The sequence below is a fragment of the Pararhizobium arenae genome, from assembly GCF_001931685.1.
In the GTDB taxonomy this organism is placed as follows: Bacteria; Pseudomonadota; Alphaproteobacteria; order Rhizobiales; family Rhizobiaceae; genus Pararhizobium; species Pararhizobium arenae.
Genome location: NZ_MOOY01000007.1, coordinates 242,945 through 266,455, shown reverse-complemented (window position 1 = coordinate 266,455; position 23,511 = coordinate 242,945). Strand labels below are relative to the sequence as shown.

The following is a 23,511-nucleotide window of genomic DNA, read 5'->3' as shown; positions in this document are numbered from 1 at the left end:
TGCAGCGCGGCCCCGAAACCCTTTTCCGCCCGGATCGACCCCGAACAAAAACAGTTTCTTAAATCTAAATTCGAATGGTTAAGGTGAGGTTAAAAACTGAGCCTGAGGACTGGAGCGGAAATGGTCGGGTTTATTTTCCGGGACGGCATTTCTGCTGGCGTCAGAGAGTTGGGCGAAAGAGCTTAAAAATCGATTCGGCAACGTCTAGATGAGGCGCGGAAAAGCATGCACGGAAAGGGCTGCATATCATTTCTCCCCCACCCATAACTGCGGGTATTGGGAACGGTCGCTTACGACTGCTTCGCGCTAAGAGCGGTTCATCTTGAAGGTTCTGAGGCTAGATGCGGAGGTCCCATTTATTCGAGCTCGTTTTCATGACGCTCTCACCCGATATCGCGGAAGAAAGAATGCAGTTTTCAACGTCATCTTCTCCAACTTTTTTGAGATAGCCAACCAACTCACGAAAATCCCTGTCTGGTAGGGCTGTCAAAAGCTCTGGATGATTGGTTTTGATCCACTCTTGAAGTTGCAAATTGAAATTGCTTTTGGACGCTCCCTTGATCCGAAGCTCAAGAGTGTTGACGTACAGGGGCGTGATAATTGTCTTCGCGAAGTCAATGCCAATTGGGCTTTCTGCAATACCTGGCGTGCATTCGAGAACCGCTGCCTCAAGCCGCTTTGAAGTTTCTTCAGGATCGGCACGATAGCTGGTCAAGAGCCGCTCTACAGCTTTGACGTTGGGAATCTTCATGGTGACGAATAAACCAGCAGTTACGAGTGCCGCTGCAGTGAGGACAAATATAACTCGCATTCTCAACTCCCATTTGCGCGTAGGAGTAGCTCAAAAACATTCAAACAATTACGCATTGAGATTGAGCAATTTTATATATCGCGGGTTTCACTGCAATATGATCGGCGACTGCGTTGGGCCAGTAGCAGGACCTGCTCACCCTCACAGAGGGTGACAGCACCCAAACAATCAAAAAAGAAAATTTGCCAGTTGGCCTGTAAGCCGGGTTCTGTATGGCTCCGGCCGAGGCCGGAACGTGGCAGCCATTCATCTGGGACAGCGCTTGCGCGATGCCTCTTGCAACCCACCCGGATAACTAGCCCGGAAAAGGCCGGAGCGCTTGCGCGCTCCACGTTATCCCTATTCGGTTTTGCTCCCGGTGGGGTTTACCGTGCCGTTCATGTTGCCATGACCGCGGTGGGCTCTTACCCCACCCTTTCACCCTTACCGCCCGAAGGCGGCGGTTTGCTTTCTGTGGCACTTTCCCTAGGGTCGCCCCCGCCGGACGTTATCCGGCACCGTCTTTCCGTGGAGCCCGGACTTTCCTCCCCCCGCAGCCTTTCGGCCCTAGCGGAGAGCGGCTGCCCGGCCAACTGGCAGGCGGTGCTTAACCGAGGCGACCGGCAATTGCCAGAGGCAATCGCAGATTCAGGTGCTATTGCCGGTAGGAGACAGCGAAATCCGTCTCGTATTCCTGGGCATCGAGCACGCCGTTCAGCACCAGCGAGGCGCCGAGACGGCCGATTTCGTCCGAGCTCTTGGCCGCCGCGCCGTTACCGCCGGTGACGGTCGCGATGCGATCGCTGTCGGTGAAGCCGATGAAGGGGTAGCCGTGCGGCGTGTAGGTGGTGACGCAAGGCGCCGAGTGGGTCGAAACGGGATTGAAGTTCGGCATCACGCCGGCGATGAGTTTCGCCATATGGGCCGCCGCCTCCCGGCTCCCCTCGCCATGGAACCACGCCCGCGCAGCCGCCTCATCCTCCATCGGGATATCGGTCGGATCGCCGCCGATCTTGATATAGTTGCGACCATCCGGATAAAGCACTGGCGGCAGCATGTAGAAGCTCTGGTCTTCGGTATCCCTCTTGAGGATCAAGGAGGGCATGGATGCGAAACGCGCAAGGTCCGCGTCGGAGACTTCGGCGAACAGCACCGTGCGGCCGAGGACGACGAGATCGAGAGGGCGGGCAAAGAGCTTGCGCGAGATCGAGAAGCCGCCCGCGGAGATCAGCACACGGCCAGCCTTCAACGGGAGACCGTCCCTTGTCTCGACGCGAACGCCGTTCGTTTCCTCCGTGAGGGCGACAACCTCCTGCGCGACGATACGAGCGCCGGCCTTTTCGGCAGCGTTCACCTGTGCCTTCACGAGCGCGCGCGGATTGATATGACCCGCGCCTTTCGGCTCGAAGATGCCGCCAAAATCGGCGGGAAACTCAAAATACGGAAACCTGGCGCCCATCGCATCGGCTTCGAGATAGGGAGCATCGACCTGAAGGCGGTCGCGGGCGGCAAGAACGTTGTCGAGATAGTCGCAATCACCGCCAGGAGCTTTCGCGGTCAGCAGGCAGCCAACTTCACTGTAAAACTCCACTCCGCCCTGCTCGGCAATGTCGGCATAACGTTCGATGGACCGATAGGCGAGCCGCGCCCAGACCGGATCGGGATCGATGGTGCGGGTGATGCGGCCATTGTCGTAATGGCTGGCGAAAACGCCGTCGTGACGCCGCCAGTCGGACGGTTCGTCAGGCCCGACGAGAGCGACCTTCGCGCCTGAACGGGCAAGATGCCGTCCGGCGGCAGCGCCCATCATGCCTTTGCCGACAACAATGAAATCAAACTCTTCCGCCATGCCATCCACTCCGAAGACCGATATCGGGAATAGCATGAGTGGCGGGAAATGCGCAAAGCGCCGGTACGCAAAAACAGATCCGGCTTGCGCAAGGACGGGGACGATATGCCCGCCCTTCGGACGGCATCAGCCGAGGATCGCCTGCACCTTGCCGCAATAGCGGCGCGACACCGGGTTCATGCGCTTGGCGCCATGACCTGCATTGTAGCGCAGCACCGTGCCGCAGGTGTAACCGCCGGACAGCTGATGTGCCTGGGCCAGATACTTCATGCCGAACTTGATGTTGGTTTCCGGATCAAACAGACCGTTGCGACCGCCCTTGTAGCCCATCATGCGCGCCGTCGCGGGCTTGATCTGCATCAGGCCGATCTCGCCGGCACTGCCGCGTGCCTTCGGATTGAAGTTGCTCTCGACCTTGACGATGGCATGCGCAAGATCGACGGGAACGCCGTATTCTTCCGCGTAATCTTCGATGATATCGCTGTAGGCGGACGCCTGGATGGCGACGTCGGGCTTGGGATAGCCTGTCGTCCGTTCTACCGACGGAATGGCCTCAGTCTTGATGATTTCGTCTTGAATGCCCCCGGCATAGGTCGTCGTCGCGCTGGAAACGAGCATGCAGAAGCATGCCGCAACCGCAGCACCTTTTGTAATTCGCATCGAGTGTGAAGTCTCCGTATCGGGGATGCGGCACACCGGACGCACCCCGTCCTGCCGCAAGATCCCACTTGCTGGTCTTTAATGGCAGGACAGAGCTTGACGTCTCAGACTGACAGCCCCTGCATTTCCTGCGCTTCGGTACGAGGCAGAAAAAGCCGGTGCATCATGGTAATCATGTGGCAGCGCACAAAATTAGGGATATCGACCCGTTTAGAATTTTCGAAGGTCGTCCGCAAAAAGAGCTGTCAGGCCCGGAATTTCGGCAATGCCGAGAGCAGTCTGTGAAGCGTATCGAGGGTTGAAATATCGGCGATACCATCCACCTGCGCAGGGCGAAAATGCCGCTGGAATGCAGCAACCGCGCCTTCCGTCTTCTCACAGAAAACGCCTGTGACTTCAATTCCGTAACCGTAAAGCCCGAGCATGGACTGGATCGCCTCGACCGGCTGACCCTGATCTCCCTTTTGGAAGAAGCGTCCGCCTCCGATTGGGGCCGGCGGAACCCAATGCCCGACTCCGCCCTTAAAGAGGATGTTCCATGGAAAATTTTCGCCCGGATCGACCTTGCGGATCAGGGCCACATCGCTATGCCCCAGCACCCTTTCAGGGGCGATCGACCAGCGTTCGCCACAATCCCGACACAATTCGACGACGGCGGCGATCTGTTTTTCGGGAAATGCCGGAAGAGCCGGATGCCCCTGATTCGCGATCTCGATACCGATCGAACGCGAGTTCACGTCCGTCTCGCCCTGCCAAAGGCTCTTGCCCGCATGCCACGCGCGGCGGCTTTCCGGAACGAGCTGGTCCACGCGACCATCCTCATAGACGAGATAGTGACAGGAAACCTGACTTTCTTCCCGACAGAGCCAGTCGAGCGCGCCTTCGGCAGTCGGCATGCCGGTGTAGTGCAGAAGAATGATATCGGGAGACACGCCCCCTGCCCGCTCGCCATGGTTCGGCGAAGGCACGACGCGCGCCTTGGCGTAATCAGCAGGGAATGCTTCTATCATGCGGCGCGGCGTTCTTTCTCGATGGCTTCATAAGCCGCATTCAGCGCCGCCATCCGGTCGTTGGCGATCGCATGAAACTCCTGCGGCACGCCGCGCGCAACCAGCATGTCCGGATGGTTTTCCGTCACCAGCACGCGGTAGCGGCTGCGGATCGTCGAAAAATCATCCTTTGGAGACACGCCGAGAACCTTGTAGGGATCGATCCCGTCGATATGCACATGCCGGGCCATGATCTCTTCGAAGCGGCTTTCCTTCATGCGGAAGATCTCCGCGACACGGCGCAGGAAGTTCAGTTCCTTGTCGTGAAGCGCGCCATCGGACTTGGCGATATGAAACAGTCCGTCGATGATGTCTTCGAGGATCGGGCAGTTCTGCTCGCAGGAGATGCAAAGCGAGGACAGCTTTTCCGCATAGGCCTCATAACCGGCAACGTCCTGGCGGGCGAGATTGTAGAGGCGCGCGACATTCTGCGCCTGATCGTCCGGGAACTTGAAGATATCGCGGAAGGCGCTTACCTCGGCCTCGGTCACGATACCGTCAGCCTTGGCCATCTTGGCCGAAAGCGCAATCATCGCGACCGAAAACGCCACTTTGCGGCGGGTTTCCGGGTCACCTTCGAACAACGTCCGGATCGCCTCGACCACACCCGCAAGCGCATTGCCCGTCGCGGCGACGAAACCGACCAGGCTGTCCCAGAAAGTCATAGGCACGTTCTTTCCCATAGGCCGGTTCCGGTCGTGTGAAAACAAAGGCTGCTCTCAGGCACGGAAAACGGAAATGCGACGCCCACATTTTGCCGTCGCGAAGAACCAGCTTGACCAGAAATACCGACAAAAAGCAAGCTTCCGAGCCTGCGGAATCGCCAATCTGACAATTTTGTGATGGCCCTCATCATTTCACGGGAGAGGCCGGCGGAGCGCGTTATTTTCAAAGAATAGCAAACCTTTTCCGTCACTTGCGGACAACGATATTCAGGCAGCAATGCGCCAACCAACGAGCTGCCATTCGCAGGATGTCGAGCTGCGCCATGCAAAACACAGCCGGGCACGCTTTGTTTTAAAATTTCCCGCTTGCAGTCGCAGCGCGCGCCCGGCTGTCATTTCCCTTGCATGGGAATTGCGCTAGACAGTCAGCCGGAAACGGGGGCACGCATCCCCGCCACTACCCGAGGAGAAATCATGCCCAAGCAGAAAGTCGCCATGCTCACCGCCGGTGGGCTCGCCCCGTGCCTTTCGTCCGCCGTTGGCGGCCTGATCGAGCGCTATACCGATGTCGCTCCGGAGATCGAACTCATTGCCTATCGCTCGGGATATCAGGGGCTGCTGCTTGCCGATCGCATCGAAATCACCCGCGACATGCGCGAGAAGGCGGCTATCCTTCACCGCCACGGCGGTTCGCCGATCGGCAACAGCCGTGTGAAGCTGACCAATGCGGCTGACTGCGTTAAGCGCGGGCTTGTAAAGGAAGGCGAGAACCCGCTGCGCGTGGCCGCCGAGCGGCTGGCGGCGGATGGCGTGACCATTCTTCACACCATCGGCGGCGACGACACCAACACCACGGCCGCCGACCTCGCCGCCTATCTTGGCGCCAATGGCTATAACCTCACCGTCGTCGGCTTGCCGAAGACCGTCGACAACGACGTGGTGCCGATCCGCCAGACGCTGGGCGCATGGACGGCTGCCGAATACGGGGCCCGCTTCTTCGACCACGTCAGCAACGAGCAAAGCGCCGCCCCAAAGACGCTCGTCGTTCATGAGGTCATGGGCCGCCATTCGGGCTGGCTGACTGCTGCCACGGCGCAGGCCTACATCAAGATGACTGGCGAGAAGGAATTCGTCGACGGCTTCATGATGAACGCGCAGATGAAGAACATCGACGGTCTCTACCTGCCGGAAATGGCCTTCGACCTGAACGCCGAGGCGGAGCGGTTGCGCGAGGTCATGAACAAGGCCGGTTACGTCACCCTGTTCGTGAGCGAAGGCGCCTGCCTCGACGCGATCGTCGCCGAGCGGGAAGCAGCCGGCGAAACCATCAAGCGCGACGCCTTCGGCCATGTGAAGATCGACACCATCAATGTGGGCAACTGGTTCTCCAAGCAGTTTGCCAACCTGCTGGGCGCGGAACGCTCCATGGTTCAGAAATCCGGCTACTATGCCCGCTCCGCTCCGGCAAACCAGGACGACTTGCGCCTCATCCAGGGGATGGTGGATCTCGCGGTCGAAAGCGCCCTTAACAAGGTGTCCGGCGTAACCGGCCATGACGAGGACCAGAACGGCAAGCTGCGCACGATCGAGTTCCCGCGCATCAAGGGCGGCAAGCATTTCGACACGTCGGCCAAATGGTTCGGCGACGTCATGACCCATATCGGCCAGCCTTGGCGCGCGGGCGCCTGACAGCCTGCCAGGACATCCATGGGGCGGGCGCGGCCCCCTCGCCCGCCCCACGGCTTTCGTCCTCCCTCGCTGCGAAACAATAGTTCCGAAGGCTTCGCGCAGGCTTGCGCCGCTATAGGGCGTACCCATGATATCGATCGGAAATGGGCTTGCTTCGGCCTCGAAAATACAACGGATCGTCAACCGGGCAGGCGGCTCGCTGCTGATATGCGCCGGCCTTTTGACGGCCCGTTTGCGGCGTGCAGGCGCCTGAACAAAGGCCATATGTGACCGCCTTCTTGCGATCCACTGGTCTATAGGTTAATGAAGCTCTACGTCTGGCGGCCTTTGACCGCCGAATTGCGAGAAGCCGAAAGGCTCGACAGCAGGAAAGCGACAGAATGGCAAAGTTCGGTTTTACCGTTTCGAATCAGATTCTTACGGCGTGTGCCCTTGCATCGGCGGCTCTGATAACGGGATGCTCCAGCGTCGAAAGCACCTCGACAAAACAGCTCTCCGCGATTCAGACGGCCAAGCCTCAACCGCAGGGCCAAACGCAAACCGCCGCTTACGCAGTACCTGCCACACAAAATGGCACTGTCCCTACGCCAACCGCCTACGCCACTGCAAATTCTTCTTTGACGCCCGCTCAACAGGCAGCCGCCCAGCTCGGCACCATGACCAACCCCGCCGCTGAAGCAAAGGCTCCCACAAACGAGACAGCCACGGCAACGGCAGCAGCCACCACGGCAGCGCCTGCAACGGCTGCGGCAGCAACCACATCCGTTGTCGATTCCGATGCACCACCGCCGGTCGATCTCGCGGCAGCAGCGGCTGCGACCACGTTCGTCGTCCCCGGCAATCCCGGCGTACCGACCGCCCGTCCTGACATTCCTCAGACCGCCTTCGCGACGGCGGAAACCGCTCTGCCGGCTTCGCCTGCCCAGGTCGCCTCTGCCGTTCCGCAACAGGAGGCGCTCCCGGTGGCTGCCGCAGCACTGGTCCAGACCGCTTCGCTGAAAACCTCGCCGCAGATCCCGCAGGGCATGTACACGATGGCGGCGATGGAATCGGACTTCGATACCGGCGAACCGATGGGCCTTGAAAACCTTGTCGCCAAGCAGATGATCGTGCCGATGCCGCGCCCGGGCTCTGCCGTCGGATACGCCGCTGCAAGCGCAACGCCGGCGTCCCTGACGACAGCGCTCGCTGCCAAGCCGACCAGCTCGCGGCCGGAACTGGATCGCCTCATCGCTTTTTATGCCAAGCTGAACAACCTGCCGGAAGAACTGGTGCATCGCGTCGTGAAGCGCGAAAGCACCTACAATCCGCGCGCCTACCACAACGGCAATTACGGCCTGATGCAGATCCGCTACAACACGGCCAAGGGACTCGGCTACAATGGCCCCGCTGAAGGCCTGTTCGATGCGGAGACCAATCTGAAGTATGCCACCCGATATCTGCGTGGCGCCTTTGTCGTTGCCGACAACCAGCACGACAACGCCGTCAAGCTGTACGCCAGCGGCTATTATTACACGGCCAAGCGCAAGGGCCTCCTCGACGAACTCGACATGCGCTGACAAGCGCTACCGGCCATTCGCATGGAATAAACTTCAAAAGGCGATCAACGGATCGCCTTTATGATTTCCGCGTCCAACGTTCGAACATCGTAACCGAGCGACGACGGAGTAAGGCCAAGGCGCACCACGGCAAGATCAAGTGACGGAACCAGCAGTACCGTCTGCCCGTCATGGCCCTGCATCCAGTACGCATCATCCGGCAGGTCGATCGACTTGTTTCCGGGTCCGTTTATCCAGACCTGCCCCGCGCCGTAGACACCGTTCGATGCCTTCGTCGGTGTGCGCATGAAATCGACGAAACCCTCAGGCAAAATCTGCTGATCGTTCCAGCGTCCATCGCGCAGCAGGAACAACGCGAACCTCGCCCAGTCGCGCGCTGTCGCATACATATAGGACGAGCCGACGAAGGTTCCGTGAGCATCCGGTTCCAGCACCGCACTGCTCATGCCAAGCGGACGAAACAACGCGACGCGCGGAAAGACCAACGCTTCCCGCGTACTGCCGAAGGTCTCCATCCAAAGGCGAGAGACAAGCGTGCTTGTACCGCTGGAATAGCTGAACTGGGTCCCCGGCGTTGCGCTGAGAGGCTTGGCTGCCGCAAAGCCGGCCATGTCCCCCTCCAGAAACAGCATGCGCGTGACGTCCGTCACGGACCCGTAATCCTCATTGAACTCAAGGCCGCTCTGCATTGCAAGGAGGTCTGACAGCTTGATGTCGCTGCGCGGATCGTTGCGCCACTGCGGCAGCAGGTCGCCTCGATCAAGCGCCATCTGCCCATCCCGGACACGAAGGCCGACAAGGGCGGCAGTCACGGTCTTGGTCATGGACCAGCCGAGCAAGGGAGTAGCGCGATTAAAACCTTCGCCATACCGCTCCGCCACGATGCGCCCGTTTCTGACGACGACGATAGCGCGGAAACCCGGCCCCGCGAGCTGGTCGTTGGACACAATCGATTGCAGCGCCGGTTCCGTGACCAGTCCTTCGCCTTCCGGCCATGGCTTGGCCTCATCACCCGCCGCACCGCGCCGACGCAACTGGCGATTGCCGGGAAAGGCGGCGAAATCGCCGTCGGCGACGGTGGTGCAGCCGAGACCCTCCCTGTAAATGGCATGGCCGGGTGCTGCAAAACCGAAGATGCGGGCGGTGACCGATTTGCGAGCCTCATCGACGGATACGCGAATGAACCGCAGAAGCGGGTGGCCGGGTGCCTGTACGTCCTCGGCGAGAACATCGGCTGCGTCACGATCGGCGAGAAAGACGTTCGAACAGACGATCTTGGCCGCATAGGCGTCGCCAACCCGCAAAAGTTCCGGCGGCGCAACGGCAAGCCAGGCGGCAGCTGACGCAACGATGACGATTGCCGAACCCGCAAGCCACTTCAAAAGTTTACGCATGCACCTCGCCTCTGTTTCTGCCGGATGCGGAACATGGTCCGCCTGCACATCAAAAGAGCGCGGTCAGAAAAACAGGATTTGCTCCGCTTAGGAAGGGGCCGCCGCCATCAATTCCGTAAAATCTGGCAGGCCATTGATCAAAAAGCAGAAATAGCTGTATCCATCAGGCGCGAAGGCTTTCGGATTGAACGCGTCCGCGCTCAAGGATCCCCATCACGTCAGCGGCGGACACCGGGCGGGAGATCAGGAACCCCTGGGCTTCGGCGACGCCACGGGAGCGCGCGAATTCGAGCTGCCCTTCCGTTTCGATGCCTTCTATCGTCGTCGAAACCTGAAAGGTGCTGCCGAGCTGCAGGATGATATCCACGAGTTCCGCATCCCGCCGATTGGCGAGCATGGCGCGGGTGAAGGATCGATCTACCTTGAGTTGATCGAGAGGAAAGCGTCTCAGGTTGTTGATCGACGAAAAACCGATGCCGAAATCATCCAGCGCCACACGAACACCATGGCTGCGCAGTTCCGCGAGACTTTCGCAGATGACGTCCGCATCGACGGAGAAGATCGATTCGGTAACCTCGATCGTCAGGCGGCCCGGCGCAAGCCCGGCTTCGGAAAGGCACTGCTTGACGAAAGGCACGAAGGCGCGATCCTTGAACTGGTCCCCGGCGACATTGACGGCGACGCCCGTCGGTGCCGGCCAGCGCGAAGCCTCCAGACAGGCGGTCCGCATCACCCAGTTGCCAATCGGCAGGATCATGCCGGTCTTTTCCGCAGCACCGATGAAGACATCAGGCGCAATGACGCCCTTTAGCGGGTGGCGCCAGCGAATGAGCGCCTCGAACGACCGCACCGCACGGCTTTCGACGCCGACGATCGGCTGGTACTCGAGGAAAAACTCACCGGCTGCCAGCGCGCGGGAAAGATCGTGTTCGATCTCAAGCTTCCGACACGCTTCGGCGGCGATCTCGGCGGTGTAGAAGACATGCCCATTGCCGGGAATTTCCTTGGCCTTGTAAAGCGCGAGATCGGCTTGCTTCAAAAGCTCGGACATCGATCCATCGCTGTCTGCGGCGCGGGCCACGCCGATGCTGACGCAACTCCAGAACTTGCCGGCACCGAGCACGAAGGGCTCCAGAAACAGGGCTTCGATGACCTCGATGACATCATGAATCTTGCCCTCGGACGGAGTTCCGCCGACAACCACGACAAATTCATCGCCGCCCAGACGGTAAATGCCGGCAACGCCGCTCAGGGCACTTGTCAAACGATTGGCGAGCATCACGAGCAGCTGATCGCCGGCATCGTGCCCCATGGTGTCGTTGACGAATTTGAAGCGATCGAGATCAAGCAGCAGAAGCGCGCCACAGGTCTTCTCCCCGTCCGCGGGCTCGGCGTTGAAGTCCCGCTCCAGGGCAAAACGGTTGGCAATGCCCGTCAGCTGATCGGTGTAGACGGCCCGGGAGAGTTTCTCCTCCGTTTCCCGCCTCCGTTCCAGCTCCGCAATCAAGCGTGCGCGAGAACGGCTCCACTGGAACACGAGCGCTCCGCTCATCAAGGGCAAGGCAACCGTCGTCGACAAGGCCAGCATACCGACGGTCAGCGGTGAGCCATCGCCCATGACGTTATGGCCGAGGCACAGGACAGTGGGCAGCGACACGCCTGCAACCATGCCGATCAAGGCATTGCGGGGTTCGGAGCTGAGCGGAAACACCTTAAACATCATGTTCATCCCGACAGATTTGATTCTGCTGTGACTGGTTTCGCAAAATGGCACATGGAAAATGTGCCTCATTAAAATTGGGGGGACTGTATAAACCATTTCGCTACCAAATCATGAATGTGTCATCGCCACACGCAATGTGCGAACTGCCATGTTTAACAAACGCTTGATGCGCAATCGGCGCGTATATGGCCACGAACCTTGCCCCATCATCCAGATTGGCGGCGCGGTTGTTCCTTTATGACGTCATCAAACTGTAGCGGACTCGCCATAAAAGCGGTCAACTTCAAAACGGATGGCAGCGCAATGACTGATCTCGCCCCCGATGCCGGCTATGGCAGCACCAAAGCCAAGCTCAAGACCGCCCTTCTTCAACACGACGCCCTCAGCCCGGCCGGCCTTTCCGAACGGCTGTTCGGCCTCCTGTTTTCCGGGCTCGTCTACCCGCAAATCTGGGAAGACCCGGCCGTGGATATGGAGGCGATGCAGATCAAGCCGCACCACAGGATCGTCACGATCGGGTCCGGCGGCTGCAACATGCTGGCCTATCTTTCCGCCGGACCGGCCAAGATTGATGTGGTTGATCTCAACCGGCATCACATCGCGCTGAACCGGCTCAAGCTTGCCGCCTTCCGGCATCTGCCGAGCTATGGCGATATACGCCGCTTTTTCGCCGAAGCCGGGCACGCCAGCAATATCCAGGCTTTCGACCTCTTCATCGCCTCCAAGCTCGACCGGGAGACGCGCGACTACTGGAACGGCCGCGACCTGATCGGACGTCGTCGCATCCGCGTTTTCTCGCGCAACATCTACCGCACCGGCCTGCTTGGCCGTTTCATCGGGCTCGGGCATCTGCTCGCGCGGTTGCACGGTGTGGATCCGAAGGAACTGGTGAAGGCACGCTCCATTCGCGAACAGCGCCAGTTTTTCGATGAGCGCCTGGCGCCCCTTTTCGACCGCCCGGTGGTGCGCTGGATTACGGCGCGCAAAAGTTCGCTCTTCGGCCTTGGTATCCCGCCGCAGCAGTTCGACGAACTGGCGCGGCTCAGCGAAGAACGCTCGCTTTCGAGCGTGTTGCGGGCGCGACTCGAAAAGCTGGTGTGTCACTTCCCCTTGAAGGAAAACTATTTTGCCTGGCAGGCCTTCGCCCGCCGCTATCCGCAGGCCCATGAAGGCGCTCTGCCGCTTTACCTGCAGGAAAGCCGTCGCGACGCGATCCGTGACGGCGCAGAACGCGTTACGGTTCATCACGCCAGCTACACCGAACTACTCTCCGGCAAGGCCGCCGGAACCGTTGATCGTTACGTGCTGCTCGACGCGCAGGACTGGATGACCGACGCACAGCTGAACGATCTCTGGAGTGAAATCAGCCGTACCGCAGCCCCCGGCGCCATGGTGATCTTCCGCACCGCTGCCGAAGACAGCATTCTGACCGGTCGCCTCTCCGAAGCCCTGCTCAATCAGTGGGATTACGACGCGAGCCGTTCAATGGAACTCGGCCACAGGGATCGATCGGCCATCTATGGCGGTTTCCACATCTACAGGAAGAAGCCGTGAGCCTTTCCCCAAGCCTGGACACCCATGCGGCCCGCATGGACCGGATGTACCGTTACCAGCGGCACATCTATGACCTCACCCGCAAATACTATCTCTTCGGACGCGATACGCTCATTCGCAATCTCGATGCGCCCCGCCGCGGCAGCGTGCTGGAGGTCGGTTGCGGAACCGGGCGAAACATGGCCCTGATCGCAAAGCGTTTTCCGAACTGCCGGCTTTACGGACTGGATATCTCTGCCGAGATGCTGGCGAGCGCGCAAGCAAAGCTTGCCGGGCTCGGGCAGAAAGGCGCAACTGCTCCGGTACTTCGGGTCGCGGACGCCACGAACTTCTCCTCGCAACAGTTCGGCACCGATGGTTTCGACCGCATCGTGATCTCCTATGCCTTGTCGATGATCCCGGACTGGGAAGCGGCAATCGATGCGGCCATCGGGGCGCTGAAACCGGGCGGATCGCTGCACATTGCCGATTTTGGCCAGCAGGAAGGTCTTCCCGGTTTTGTGGGAACAGGCCTCAAGGCGTGGCTTGCACGTTTCCACGTCACACCACGCCCGGATCTCCTGAAGGTGCTCCGGCAGCGGGCGGACAGCGCCGGCGCGACCCTCGAATTTCGATCGCTGGGTCGCGGTTACGCCTGGCTCGCAACCTACCGCCGCCACGCCTGAAGCTTGATTGAGGCTGTCTACCCGGCTTATCGGGCTTGCCGTTCAATCATTTGCGGCTTGAAAATAACCTATTTTTTACCATGATAGGACGACTATGGGGCTCACGCCTCCCGGGGGATCGTCACATCAAGGGCATGATCGTGTGAGGTCGCACCATCCAATCGTTTCGGAACGGAAACCTCATGCGCCGGCATTTTATGGCTCTCTTGCCTATCCTGACGCTTCTTTCGGCCTGCACCTATGCGGACTACGACCTCGTATCGACGTCCTCCATTCCGCCGCGCTTTCAGGACAAGGACCCGCAGAATTTCGGAGAGCGCACGCCGCATCATCACGCCGTCCACGGTATCGACGTGTCCAAATGGAACGGCGACGTCGACTGGGCAAAGGTTCGCAAGTCCGGAGTTTCCTTCGTGTTCATGAAGGCAACGGAAGGCAAGGATCGCGTCGATAGCCGCTTCAACGACTACTGGCGGGGTGCACACGCCGCCGGGCTCGCCTATGCGCCCTATCACTTCTATTACTTCTGCTCCACCGCGGATGAACAGGCAGACTGGTTCATCGCCAATGTCCCGAAAAGCGCCGTGCAAATGCCGCCGGTTCTCGACGTCGAGTGGAACAATGAATCCCCGACCTGCCGCCTGCGCCCGCCGGCGCTGACGGTGCGGGCCGAGATGAAACGTTTCATGGATCGGCTTGAAGCCCACTACGGCAAACGGCCGATCATCTACACCTCCGTCGATTTCCACCGCGACAACCTTGTCGGCCAGTTCAACGACTATCATTTCTGGGTGCGCGCGGTCGCCCAGCATCCGAACGAAATCTACTCCGACCGCCGCTGGGCTTTCTGGCAATACACCAGCACCGGCGTCATTCCCGGTATCGACGGCGAAACCGATATCAATGTCTTTTCCGGTTCTGCCGCGAACTGGAAGAAGTGGGTTGCGGCAGTCACACGGCCACAACAGGTGGCGCAGAACTGAAACGCAGCGTTCGGTGAAAGGCCACCGCCTTATTCCCCGACTTCCAACTGTCGGCGGATAGCTTCAACGGCAGCCCTCAGCGGCGCGATATCATTGCTGATAACGGCCAAGATCACATCGTCCGCGATTTTTGTGATATTCGTGCCGAAGGATGTTTCCGATGCCGCGGATTTGCTTACAACGGACGCGCGGTGCAATAACCAGCAGCTCATCGGGAATATGCCGAGCGGCTTCGGATATAATTTCCAAGGCCCTTTGGACGGCAAGACGCAAAAGCCAGCTTTGTTGAAAATCCGCAAGGCTTTTACCAGCCGTATGGGTCTCGATGGCTTCCAGTATTTCCGCAAGAACTGGCCCGACCTTGCGCGGAGCCATCAGAAGATACGGATAGCGCTGCGTTTGATGTCATCACGCAGCATCGGATGCAGGCTGCTGCGTGTCGTAACATCTATATCCAGTTGAAATCTCTCTTCGAGATATTGCTTGATCTCGACAAGATCGAGCAGCGAAAACCGCCTTTCTGAATCGTAGTCGATAAACAGATCGATATCGCTGGACGCATCAGCCTCGTTGCGACCGACCGACCCAAAAAGATAAAGTGCAGTCGCGCCCATGCCTTTCATGGCTTCGGCATGTTGACGCAACTTCTCGATGGTTTCCGCCTTGCTCATGCTCTCATTCTATACCATTCGTCGATCACCATCCACTCTGCCATTGCCGCGGCAGGTCAGGCCTTTGCCTGCAGGCTCACCTTCGCTAAAAGCGTGAATACAAAATTCTTGTTTCCGCCCCAATGCCATGGCATCGGCGTGCATCACGTTCTGAAACCCAGCGCATCCGCCCTGCTCCGCCCCTGAGCAGCACGGACAAATATTTGAAGGATTTGCGATGTTCCGCCGCGTTCGGCCACTGCTTGTCTCCACCGCCTTCGTCTCTCTCATGGCATCGTCTGCCTTTGCACAGCAGGCGCCGGCCTGTGGCGGCGACCTATCGACCTTCCTCGAAGGCGTGAAGGCGGAAGCCGTTGCCAAGGGCATTCCTGCCGATATTGTCGATCAGGCGCTTGCCGGTGCAAGGATCGACGAGAAGGTGCTCGACCGCGACCGCGCGCAAGGCGTATTCAAGCAAAGTTTTACCGAATTCTCGAGCCGCACCGTCAGCAAGGCGCGCCTTGATATCGGCGCGAAGAAAATGAAGGAATATGCCGACGTCTTCGCCCGCGCCGAGAAGGAATTCGGCGTACCGGCACCGGTGATCACGGCCTTCTGGGCACTGGAAACCGACTTCGGTGCCGTTCAGGGGGATTTCAACACCCGCAATGCCCTTGTCACGCTCGCCCATGACTGCCGCCGCCCGGAGATGTTCCGTCCGCAGCTGATCGCGGCCATCGAGATGGTCCAGCACGGCGATCTCGATCCGGCGGCGACCACCGGTGCCTGGGCCGGCGAGATCGGTCAGGTGCAGATGCTGCCAGAGGATATCATCGCGCATGGCGTCGATGGCGACGGCGATGGCCATGTGAAGCTCAAGGAAAGCTCACCAGACGCCATCATGACGGCAGCAAAGTTCATCTCAAGCCTTGGTTTCAAGGCCGGCCAGCCCTGGATTCAGGAAGTCAGCGTGCCGGAAAACCTGCCCTGGGAAAAAACCGGGCTGCAGCAGGGCATGACCGCCGGCGACTGGTTTGCGCTCGGCGTCACGCCGCGCGACGGCGACACCTCTTTCAGCCAGCTGCCGGCCTCCGTCGTCCTGCCGCAGGGCCGCAAGGGCGTGGCCTTCATGACCTATCCAAACTTCAACATCTATCTCGAATGGAACCAGTCGTTCATCTACACGACCTCGGCCGCCTATTTCGCCACCCGCCTCAACGGCGCTCCGTCCTATAATGGCGGGAACCCTGAAAAGGGCCTGAGCGATGACGCCATGAAGGCGCTTCAGACGAAGCTCCAGGGCATGGGCCATGATGTCGGCAAGATCGACGGCATCCTCGGCTCGGGCACACGCGCGGCGCTGCAACAGGAACAGCTGCGGCTCGGCATTCCTGCGGATGGCTGGGCAACGGAAGCGGTTCTGAACGCCCTCTGAGCCCAGATCAGCAGGAGCAGCATTCTCAGGGCCGGTTTTCCGGCCCTTTTTGCTGCGCACGCCGAAGCTTGCGGTGGTGGCGTGCCAGCCGCAAGGCACGATAACGCAGGCGTATCGACCAGCGCGCGCCCGCAAGCGCCTGCCCCTGACGCGACAGCTCGGCGATCTCGCGGGCATAGGCGACGGCAAAGGCTGCACGGTAATCTTCCAGCTCTTCGGATGCGATATTCTCGACACGGTGCATGAGGTTGACCCAGACCGGCGATACGAGAAGCGAAATGGCCGTGACGGTGATGGCCAACCTGTAGGTATCAAGCTGCAGCACGCCGGCACTGAAACCGGCGGCGGCCAGAACGAAGGAGAACTCGCCGATCTGTGCCATCGAAAGACCCGCAATCAGCGCGACCTGCGGCGAAGAACCGGTTTTGCGAAGGAGGAAGATGTTGAGAACGGTCTTTGCGGCGATGACCATGACCGCGACGCCCAGCAGCAGAAGCGCATGATCGAACACGAAGGGCAAATCGATCAACAGGCCGATGGACAGGAAGAAAACAACGAGCAGAACGCTCTGGATGGGCTCGATCACCGGGATGATGCGACTGCGCAAGGTGGAATTGCCGAGCACGATGCCTGCAAGAAAAGCACCATAGGCCGGCGACATGCCGGCAAGGCCGGAAACGGCGGCCGCCGAAAAGCAGAGCGCCAGGGCGCCGAGAGCCAGCATCTCGACCTTGTCTTCCATCGATTCGCTGAAGGGAATCTTCAGCTTGCTGCGGTGACCGAACCACCAGAGCAGACCGGCCAGCAAGCCGATGGCAACAATCATCTTCAGCGCGATCGCCGGGATATCCAGCTCCCCGCCACCAAGGCTGGAGACGAGGATCAGCATCGGCACGACCGCGACATCCTGCGCGATCAGAACACCGATCGCGATCCTGCCCGTTTCACTGCGAAGCTCACCCATATCCTCCAGCATTTTCATGGCAACGACCGTCGAGGACATTGCCGCCACGAAACCGAGGATCATGCCTTCGGCAAGACTTGCGCCCGTGACCAGCTCGATCAGCAGCGCCGCCGAAAGCGCCACCGTCACCTGCCCGCCGGCAACCAGCAAGGCCTGACGAAGCGTCAGGGTGAACGCCTTGACGGAAAGCTCCATACCAATGAAGAACAGGAGGACGACGACGCCCATTTCGGCCAGCAGGGTGACATTTCCGCTGGAGGAGATCAGGCCGAAGCCTGTGGGACCGAGCGCGATACCGGCAAGGATGAACCCCACGAGCGGCGGCTGACGCAGCCGCAGAAACCCTAGGCCAAGCAAGGCCGCCACGGCGACCACGACAGCGATGGAGACAAGGCCCTGATCGCCATGGGATGCGGTTTGCGCGGCGGCATCTAACGGTTCCAGCGCAAGCTCCCTCATTCACCCCGGTCACCACACGAATCGGGTGGCGATCTCACGCCGAAATGCGTATCCCGCAACCATGTTTCAAATCAGGTGCTGAAAGGTCAAGGCATATGCAGCGAAATCTGGAGCGACAGGCCTTATCGGCACGCGAGCAACATGCGGCGCGCATGAACGCCTCGACCTGGGGGCTGCTCTGCCTTCTCGGCCTGATCTGGGGCGGCTCCTTCTTTTTCGCCCGTATCGCGGTGACGGCCATTCCGCCGTTCACGCTGGTTCTGCTGCGCGTTGCGCTCGCGGCGATTGCCCTGCAGATCTACGTTGCCGGCCGGCACGGTATCTATGCGGCCTTCGCCGGCCGGTGGCGCCAGTTTCTTCTCCTCGGCCTGATCAACAATGCGATCCCGCACACGTTGATCTTCCTCGGCCAAACGCAGATCGGCGCCGGCCTTGCGGCCATCCTCAATGCCACCACGCCGGTCTGGACTGTCCTGATCGCCAATGTGCTGACATCGGACGAACGGCTGAGCGCCATGAAAATCGCAGGTTGCCTGCTCGGCCTTGCCGGAACGGCTGTCCTCATCGGCCCAAGCGCGTTTACCGGCCTTTCGCCGACCAGCGGCGTGCCGCTCTGGGCATTGATCCTGCCGGTGGCGGCGGCCGTCAGCTACGGTTTCGCCGCCATCTATGGCAAAGGCTTCCGCGATCTTGCGCCGCCGGTCACGGCAGCCGGACAACTGATCGCCTCAAGCGTTATCATGCTGCCCGTATCTCTTGCGATCGATCAGCCGTGGCAGCTTGCCATGCCGGAGGTGACGGTCTTATCGGCCATTCTCGCGCTGGCGCTGCTTTCGACAGCCTACGGCTACATCCTCTATTTCCGTATCCTCGCACAGGCCGGTGCAACGAATGCTTCGCTCGTCACCCTGCTTGTGCCGCCCAGCGCCGTGCTGCTCGGCTTCCTGTTTCTGGGAGAAACGCTCCATGCCGCCGATCTGGCCGGTATGGCACTAATCGCCTTCGGTCTGCTGGTCCTGGACGGGCGGTTGATTTCGTGGCTGCGGAAAAGTTAACGAACCTCGTGAGTCTGTGTCGAATTGACGACACACGGGATATTTCAGCCGTTCACATTAACGAGATCGGCCGAAATGTGAAAAAAATGTGGCGGTGATAAAATATAATATATTCAGAATCTTAAGCCTGTGCATAACCTCATTTCCGCATGCTTCTCTCGCGGTGCAGCATAAAATCCTCTTTGAGGTGTGGCATTTTCACCCTATCTTTCAGACGTTAACGCAAGGAGGGCCGATTATGGGACTTACGCATTCGCTGAATGTCCTCATGATAAGTGCAGCGTTCGTCTTCGTCGCAACAATGCTTTTCATTTGAAAGCGCCAGGAGACAAATAACCGGACCAAATCCGGATGCCATTGCAGCCATACAGCATATCCAACGCAGACTGCGCATGCTGATAAAAGACTGCCTCACATGAAAAATCCCTGTCGGCTACCCGGCAGGGATTTTTCATGTCACGCACTAAGATTGCCCGTATCAGGCAGCTGCGCCCTCGTGCCGTTTGGGCTGTGCCACCGGCGCGCGCTCGAAGCCTACGAGATCGCAGACCGCTGTGATTAAGGGCGAGCGGTTCATGGTGTAGAGATGGAAATCCCGCACGCCGCGGCGGGCCAGATCAACGATCTGCTCTGCGGCGATATGGGTCGCCTCCTTGAAGCGTTCCTCCGGCTGCTCATCCAGATGGCTGAGCCGTGTGGTAATCGCATCCGGCACCCGCGCTCCGCAGAGCCCAGCGAACTTGCGCATCTGGGCGAAATTGTTGATCGGCAGGATGCCGGGCACGATGGGAATACTGATGCCGGCCCGGCGCACACGCTCAAGATAGCGTTCGAAGTCGTTGTTGTCGAAAAAGAACTGGGTGAGAGCCCGGGTTGCGCCGTTATCGACCTTGCGCTTCAGCATGTCGATATCGGCTGCGACATCCGCACTTTCCGGATGTTTTTCCGGATAGGCCGACACGGAAATCTCAAAATCGCCCTTGGCCCGGATACCCGCAACGAGTGCGGCTGCATTGTCATAGCCGCCGGGCGTCGGTTCATAGCGCGTGCCGATGCCGCCCTGGGGGTCGCCGCGCAAGGCCACGAAATGACGAACACCGCAGCTGGCGAATTCATCAACCACCGCATCCACCTCCGCCTTCGTCGCACCAACGCAGGTCAGGTGCGCCGCAGTGTTCGCCAGCCCGGTTTCCTTGATCATGCGACAGACGGTGGTCAGCGAACGCGACTTCGTGGAGCCGCCGGCGCCGTAGGTTACGGTGACGAATGCAGGAGAGAAGGCAGACAGCTTGTCGACAGTTTCGAAAAGCTGCGTTTCCATGTCGTCGTTCTTCGGTGGGAAGTATTCGAAGGAGAGGTGCAGGTTGCCGCGCTCGGCCGGATAAAGCGTGTGGATTGGCATGGTCAGTTCCTCCCCGCCTGGGCATAACGGGTGCGCTCGACGTCCCCGGCACCGGTATTGTCATTTACCTTAGGATCGGCAGCGCGACGATCCCGCGCGAGCCAGATGGACACCGTCAGCTGTCGGTCGCTATCCGGCTTCAGATCGACCACATCCTCGACAGAGAGCCCTGCCCGCTCCAGCCACTCCGCCATCGTCGCGTGAGAAAAGCCGAGGCGAACATGGGCATGTTCGTCGCGCAGATGCTCAAGCCCATGGGGAGCGAAATCGATGATCACCAGTCGTCCACCCGGGGCCAGCATGCGCGCGGCCTCGAAAACGGCCGCTTCCGGCTGCTCCAGAAAGTGCAGGACCTGGTGAATGGTGACGAGATCGAAAGCCTGGCCATCCAGCGGCAGGTTGAAGATATCGCCGTGGCGAATGGTGGCCTTGCTGGTGCCGCTGCGATCGAGATTGGCGCGGGCGACGGCCAGCATGTCGCGGCTGGCATCGATACCGATGCCGCGACGATAAATCCCCTCGAAGAGCTGAAGAATGCGGCCAGTACCGGTTCCCAGATCGAGCAGCGCATCGACCGGGTCGTTCCCGACGACGGTCTTCAGGGCCGCTTCCACATCGGCCTCGCTGACATGCAGGCGCCTCAGCGCATCCCACTCACCGGCATTGCGGCTGAAATAGGCCTGCGCCTTTTCCGCCCGCGCCCGCTTCAAGGCAACAAGACGCTCACTGTCACGCGCCAGCACGGCATCCGAGCGCGAGGCGGCTGACAGCATGTCCTGCACAAGCCTGACCGGCGCGCCCTCGTTCTTCATCCGGAAATAAGCCCAGGCGCCCTCCTGATAACGATCGATGAGGGCAACTTCGGAGAGCAGCTTCAGGTGGCGGGAAATACGCGGTTGGGACTGGCCGAGAATTTCGGTAAGATCGGTGACGGTCAGGTCTCCGGCAGCAAGCAGCGCCAGCAGTCGCATCCGCGTGGGCTCGCCTGCCGCCTTCAATACGTCGACCAGCGCGTCCAATCCAAGGCCCTGTGCGTCTACCATAAACAACCCCATCAACACATAAAGATATCTTTATGTGATTTCATGTGGTCGCGCAACTCGGAAATGGAACGTCGCTGAAAAAGGTCTTGTTGCTACGGTGAGGTGCCCCGCGAGAAGGGGTTGGAGCGTGCGGGCAATAGGTGCCCCAACGAAAAGGGCGGCCCCTGCGGACCGCCCTTCTGCATGATAGCGCAACGTGGCTTCAGACCACGCCCCGCAAGACAGCTTATCGCGTCAGACGCTTGTAGCTGACGCGGCTCGGATTGACCGATTCCGGGCCGAGGCGGCGGATCTTGTCGGCTTCGTAATCCTCGAAGTTGCCTTCGAACCATTCGACATGGCTGTCGCCTTCGAAGGCGAGGATGTGGGTTGCCAGACGGTCGAGGAACATGCGGTCGTGGCTGATGATGACGGCGCAACCGGCAAAGTTTTCGAGCGCGACTTCGAGCGCGCCGAGGGTTTCGGTGTCGAGGTCGTTGGTCGGTTCGTCGAGCAGGAGAACGTTGCCGCCGGACTTCAACATCTTGGCAAGGTGAACGCGGTTGCGCTGACCGCCTGAGAGATTGCCGACCTTCTGCTGCTGATCGCCCCCCTTGAAGTTGAAGGCGCCGCAATAGGCGCGCGAGTTCATTTCGAACTTGCCGAGCTTGACCACTTCTGCCCCGCCGGAAATTTCTTCCCAGACGGTCTTTTCCCCAGCCAGCGCATCGCGGCTCTGGTCGACGTAGGAGAACTGCACGCTGTCACCGACGCGGATCGAGCCGCTATCGGGCTGCTCCTGACCGGTCAGGATGCGGAACAGCGTCGTCTTGCCGGCGCCGTTCGGTCCGATGACGCCGACGATGCCGCCCGGGGGCAGCTTCAGCGACAGATCGTCGATCAGGAGGCGATCGCCGTAGGACTTGCTGATGCCGTCGAGTTCGATGACGACGTTACCGAGACGCTCTGCAACCGGAATGATGATCTGGGCATCCGTCGGCCGGATGTTTTCGGCCGCTTCCACCAGCTGGTCGTAGGCCTTGATACGGGCCTTGGACTTGGACTGACGCGCCTTCGGGCTGGAGGCAATCCACTCCTGCTCGCGGCTGATCGCCTTCTGGCGGGACGCGTCTTCGCGCGATTCCTGCTGCATGCGCTTGGCCTTGGCAAGCAGATAGGCCGAGTAGTTGCCTTCGTAGGGAATGCCCCGACCACGGTCGAGCTCAAGAATCCAGCCCGTGACGTTGTCGAGGAAGTAGCGGTCGTGGGTGATCATGATCACGGCGCCCGGGTACTGGCGCAGATGGTTTTCAAGCCAGCCGATGGTTTCCGCGTCAAGGTGGTTGGTCGGTTCGTCGAGCAGCAGCAGGTCCGGCTTCGACAGGAGCAGACGGCAGAGCGCGATACGGCGGCGTTCACCACCCGAAAGGCTGGTGACGTCGGCATCGCCCGGCGGGCAGCGCAGCGCGTCCATGGCCATTTCGACCTGGTTTTCGAGATCCCAGAGGTTCTGGCCGTCGATGATGTCCTGGAGACGCGCGCCCTCTTCGGCGGTCTCGTCGGAATAGTTCATCATCAGTTCGTTGTAGCGTTCGATGATCGCCGTCTTGTCGGCAACGCCTTCCATGACGTTTTCAAGCGCGGTCTTGTCCGGGTCGAGCTGCGGCTCCTGGGCGAGGTAACCGACCGTTGCACCCTCGGCGACCCAGGCTTCGCCCGTATATTCCTTGTCGAGACCCGCCATGATGCGCAGAACCGTCGACTTACCGGCGCCGTTCGGGCCGAGAATACCGATCTTGGCATCCGGATAGAAAGAAAGGCTCACATTATCGAGAACCTTCTTCGCGCCGTAGGCCTTGCTCAGCCCCGACATGTGAAAGATGAATTGGCGTGCCATTAAGCTCTGCTCCGACGGAATTAAATTTTGGCCGCTATGTAGGCGAA

Annotated in this window: 20 protein-coding genes and 1 other RNA gene; 7 read left to right on the top strand and 14 right to left on the bottom strand. The window is 60.0% G+C overall.

All coding sequences use genetic code 11. The features are described from left to right. Nucleotides 1–337: 337 nt before the first annotated feature. The 6 genes from BLX89_RS17310 to BLX89_RS17285 form a co-directional block, all read right to left on the bottom strand. On the bottom strand, nucleotides 338–811 hold the full coding sequence (locus BLX89_RS17310; protein ID WP_075292200.1) for a hypothetical protein: 474 nt from the start codon (nucleotides 809–811) through the stop codon (nucleotides 338–340). A gap of 181 nt (nucleotides 812–992) precedes the next feature. Then, nucleotides 993–1,387, bottom strand: an RNA gene (gene rnpB, locus BLX89_RS17305) — RNase P RNA component class A. Between the two features lie 58 nt (nucleotides 1,388–1,445). Continuing rightward, a complete protein-coding gene (locus BLX89_RS17300) occupies nucleotides 1,446–2,639 on the bottom strand; it encodes an NAD(P)/FAD-dependent oxidoreductase (RefSeq protein ID WP_075292199.1) in 1,194 nt (397 codons plus the stop codon). 126 nt (nucleotides 2,640–2,765) lie between these two features. Then, a complete protein-coding gene (locus tag BLX89_RS17295) occupies nucleotides 2,766–3,299 on the bottom strand; it encodes a lytic transglycosylase domain-containing protein (RefSeq protein WP_075292198.1) in 534 nt (177 codons plus the stop codon). Nucleotides 3,300–3,544: 245 nt separating this feature from the next. Next, on the bottom strand, nucleotides 3,545–4,309 hold the full coding sequence (locus BLX89_RS17290) for an N-acetylmuramoyl-L-alanine amidase (protein WP_075292197.1): 765 nt from the start codon (nucleotides 4,307–4,309) through the stop codon (nucleotides 3,545–3,547). After that, on the bottom strand, nucleotides 4,306–5,013 hold the full coding sequence (locus BLX89_RS17285; RefSeq protein WP_075292196.1) for a J domain-containing protein: 708 nt from the start codon (nucleotides 5,011–5,013) through the stop codon (nucleotides 4,306–4,308). The genes BLX89_RS17290 and BLX89_RS17285 overlap by 4 nt, the downstream gene beginning before the upstream one ends. Nucleotides 5,014–5,487: 474 nt before the next feature. Here BLX89_RS17285 and BLX89_RS17280 point away from each other — a divergent pair, with 474 nt between their 5' ends. Together BLX89_RS17280 and BLX89_RS17275 are read left to right on the top strand one after the other, a co-directional pair. Beyond that, nucleotides 5,488–6,702, top strand: coding sequence for a pyrophosphate--fructose-6-phosphate 1-phosphotransferase (locus tag BLX89_RS17280; RefSeq protein WP_075292195.1), 1,215 nt, complete (start codon nucleotides 5,488–5,490; stop codon nucleotides 6,700–6,702). Between the two features lie 380 nt (nucleotides 6,703–7,082). Further along, nucleotides 7,083–8,261, top strand: coding sequence for a transglycosylase SLT domain-containing protein (locus BLX89_RS17275; RefSeq protein WP_075292194.1), 1,179 nt, complete (start codon nucleotides 7,083–7,085; stop codon nucleotides 8,259–8,261). Between the two features lie 44 nt (nucleotides 8,262–8,305). On the opposite strand, the gene BLX89_RS17270 is transcribed toward BLX89_RS17275, so the two are convergent. Beyond that, nucleotides 8,306–9,655 (bottom strand): serine hydrolase domain-containing protein, encoded by a 1,350-nt coding sequence (locus BLX89_RS17270; RefSeq protein ID WP_075292193.1) that lies wholly within the window; start codon nucleotides 9,653–9,655, stop codon nucleotides 8,306–8,308. 163 nt (nucleotides 9,656–9,818) lie between these two features. Further along, entirely contained in the window at nucleotides 9,819–11,375 is a 1,557-nt protein-coding gene (locus BLX89_RS17265) for a putative bifunctional diguanylate cyclase/phosphodiesterase (RefSeq protein WP_158025963.1), read from the bottom strand. 306 nt (nucleotides 11,376–11,681) lie between these two features. Between BLX89_RS17265 and BLX89_RS17260 the strand changes: the two genes are divergently transcribed. From BLX89_RS17260 to BLX89_RS17250, 3 genes are all read left to right on the top strand, one after another. Next, the gene (locus BLX89_RS17260; protein WP_075292191.1) at nucleotides 11,682–12,932 is read left to right on the top strand and encodes a BtaA family protein; all 1,251 of its coding nucleotides are present in this window, start codon (nucleotides 11,682–11,684) and stop codon (nucleotides 12,930–12,932) included. Between the two features lie 35 nt (nucleotides 12,933–12,967). Next, the gene (locus tag BLX89_RS17255) at nucleotides 12,968–13,597 is read left to right on the top strand and encodes a class I SAM-dependent methyltransferase (RefSeq protein WP_075292293.1); all 630 of its coding nucleotides are present in this window, start codon (nucleotides 12,968–12,970) and stop codon (nucleotides 13,595–13,597) included. Between the two features lie 182 nt (nucleotides 13,598–13,779). After that, nucleotides 13,780–14,580 (top strand): glycoside hydrolase family 25 protein, encoded by an 801-nt coding sequence (locus BLX89_RS17250; RefSeq protein WP_075292190.1) that lies wholly within the window; start codon nucleotides 13,780–13,782, stop codon nucleotides 14,578–14,580. Nucleotides 14,581–14,670: 90 nt separating this feature from the next. Here the strand turns inward: BLX89_RS17250 and BLX89_RS17245 are convergent, their stop codons facing one another. Beyond that, on the bottom strand, nucleotides 14,671–14,955 hold the full coding sequence (locus tag BLX89_RS17245) for a HepT-like ribonuclease domain-containing protein (protein ID WP_075292189.1): 285 nt from the start codon (nucleotides 14,953–14,955) through the stop codon (nucleotides 14,671–14,673). Further along, nucleotides 14,955–15,251, bottom strand: a complete 297-nt coding sequence (locus tag BLX89_RS17240; RefSeq protein ID WP_075292188.1) for a nucleotidyltransferase family protein — start codon at nucleotides 15,249–15,251, stop codon at nucleotides 14,955–14,957. Before BLX89_RS17240 ends, BLX89_RS17245 begins: the two co-directional genes overlap by 1 nt. Nucleotides 15,252–15,468: 217 nt before the next feature. Between BLX89_RS17240 and BLX89_RS17235 the strand changes: the two genes are divergently transcribed. Beyond that, nucleotides 15,469–16,665: a lytic murein transglycosylase gene (locus BLX89_RS17235; RefSeq protein ID WP_075292187.1), complete on the top strand. Its 1,197-nt coding sequence runs from the start codon at nucleotides 15,469–15,471 to the stop codon at nucleotides 16,663–16,665. Between the two features lie 25 nt (nucleotides 16,666–16,690). Here BLX89_RS17235 and BLX89_RS17230 read toward each other — a convergent pair whose 3' ends face one another. Then, a complete protein-coding gene (locus tag BLX89_RS17230) occupies nucleotides 16,691–18,088 on the bottom strand; it encodes a cation:proton antiporter (protein WP_083637610.1) in 1,398 nt (465 codons plus the stop codon). A gap of 152 nt (nucleotides 18,089–18,240) precedes the next feature. Here BLX89_RS17230 and BLX89_RS17225 point away from each other — a divergent pair, with 152 nt between their 5' ends. After that, a complete protein-coding gene (locus BLX89_RS17225; protein WP_075292291.1) occupies nucleotides 18,241–19,143 on the top strand; it encodes a DMT family transporter in 903 nt (300 codons plus the stop codon). Nucleotides 19,144–19,621: 478 nt separating this feature from the next. Here BLX89_RS17225 and metF read toward each other — a convergent pair whose 3' ends face one another. The 3 genes from metF to ettA form a co-directional block, all read right to left on the bottom strand. After that, a complete protein-coding gene (gene metF / locus BLX89_RS17215) occupies nucleotides 19,622–20,545 on the bottom strand; it encodes a methylenetetrahydrofolate reductase [NAD(P)H] (RefSeq protein WP_075292185.1) in 924 nt (307 codons plus the stop codon). Between the two features lie 2 nt (nucleotides 20,546–20,547). Then, a complete protein-coding gene (locus BLX89_RS17210; protein WP_083637631.1) occupies nucleotides 20,548–21,588 on the bottom strand; it encodes an ArsR/SmtB family transcription factor in 1,041 nt (346 codons plus the stop codon). A gap of 226 nt (nucleotides 21,589–21,814) precedes the next feature. Then, on the bottom strand, nucleotides 21,815–23,464 hold the full coding sequence (gene ettA, locus BLX89_RS17205) for an energy-dependent translational throttle protein EttA (protein ID WP_075292184.1): 1,650 nt from the start codon (nucleotides 23,462–23,464) through the stop codon (nucleotides 21,815–21,817). Between the last annotated feature and the right edge of the window lie 47 nt (nucleotides 23,465–23,511).

What these genes read in the sequence shown, in the direction of transcription:
- BLX89_RS17285 (WP_075292196.1), bottom strand. Translation starts at nt 5,013, where the DNA reads ATGACTTTCTGGGACAGCCTGGTCGGTTTCGTCGCCGCGACGGGCAAT.
- ettA (WP_075292184.1), bottom strand. Translation starts at nt 23,464, where the DNA reads ATGGCACGCCAATTCATCTTTCACATGTCGGGGCTGAGCAAGGCCTAC.
- BLX89_RS17270 (WP_075292193.1), bottom strand. Translation starts at nt 9,655, where the DNA reads ATGCGTAAACTTTTGAAGTGGCTTGCGGGTTCGGCAATCGTCATCGTT.
- metF (WP_075292185.1), bottom strand. Translation starts at nt 20,545, where the DNA reads ATGCCAATCCACACGCTTTATCCGGCCGAGCGCGGCAACCTGCACCTC.
- BLX89_RS17280 (WP_075292195.1), top strand. Translation starts at nt 5,488, where the DNA reads ATGCCCAAGCAGAAAGTCGCCATGCTCACCGCCGGTGGGCTCGCCCCG.
- BLX89_RS17255 (WP_075292293.1), top strand. Translation starts at nt 12,968, where the DNA reads ATGGACCGGATGTACCGTTACCAGCGGCACATCTATGACCTCACCCGC.
- BLX89_RS17210 (WP_083637631.1), bottom strand. Translation starts at nt 21,588, where the DNA reads ATGGTAGACGCACAGGGCCTTGGATTGGACGCGCTGGTCGACGTATTG.
- BLX89_RS17225 (WP_075292291.1), top strand. Translation starts at nt 18,241, where the DNA reads ATGAACGCCTCGACCTGGGGGCTGCTCTGCCTTCTCGGCCTGATCTGG.
- BLX89_RS17310 (WP_075292200.1), bottom strand. Translation starts at nt 811, where the DNA reads ATGCGAGTTATATTTGTCCTCACTGCAGCGGCACTCGTAACTGCTGGT.
- BLX89_RS17245 (WP_075292189.1), bottom strand. Translation starts at nt 14,955, where the DNA reads ATGGCTCCGCGCAAGGTCGGGCCAGTTCTTGCGGAAATACTGGAAGCC.
- BLX89_RS17300 (WP_075292199.1), bottom strand. Translation starts at nt 2,639, where the DNA reads ATGGCGGAAGAGTTTGATTTCATTGTTGTCGGCAAAGGCATGATGGGC.
- BLX89_RS17240 (WP_075292188.1), bottom strand. Translation starts at nt 15,251, where the DNA reads ATGAGCAAGGCGGAAACCATCGAGAAGTTGCGTCAACATGCCGAAGCC.
- BLX89_RS17265 (WP_158025963.1), bottom strand. Translation starts at nt 11,375, where the DNA reads ATGTTTAAGGTGTTTCCGCTCAGCTCCGAACCCCGCAATGCCTTGATC.
- BLX89_RS17235 (WP_075292187.1), top strand. Translation starts at nt 15,469, where the DNA reads ATGTTCCGCCGCGTTCGGCCACTGCTTGTCTCCACCGCCTTCGTCTCT.
- BLX89_RS17290 (WP_075292197.1), bottom strand. Translation starts at nt 4,309, where the DNA reads ATGATAGAAGCATTCCCTGCTGATTACGCCAAGGCGCGCGTCGTGCCT.
- BLX89_RS17230 (WP_083637610.1), bottom strand. Translation starts at nt 18,088, where the DNA reads ATGAGGGAGCTTGCGCTGGAACCGTTAGATGCCGCCGCGCAAACCGCA.
- BLX89_RS17275 (WP_075292194.1), top strand. Translation starts at nt 7,083, where the DNA reads ATGGCAAAGTTCGGTTTTACCGTTTCGAATCAGATTCTTACGGCGTGT.
- BLX89_RS17295 (WP_075292198.1), bottom strand. Translation starts at nt 3,299, where the DNA reads ATGCGAATTACAAAAGGTGCTGCGGTTGCGGCATGCTTCTGCATGCTC.
- BLX89_RS17260 (WP_075292191.1), top strand. Translation starts at nt 11,682, where the DNA reads ATGACTGATCTCGCCCCCGATGCCGGCTATGGCAGCACCAAAGCCAAG.
- BLX89_RS17250 (WP_075292190.1), top strand. Translation starts at nt 13,780, where the DNA reads ATGCGCCGGCATTTTATGGCTCTCTTGCCTATCCTGACGCTTCTTTCG.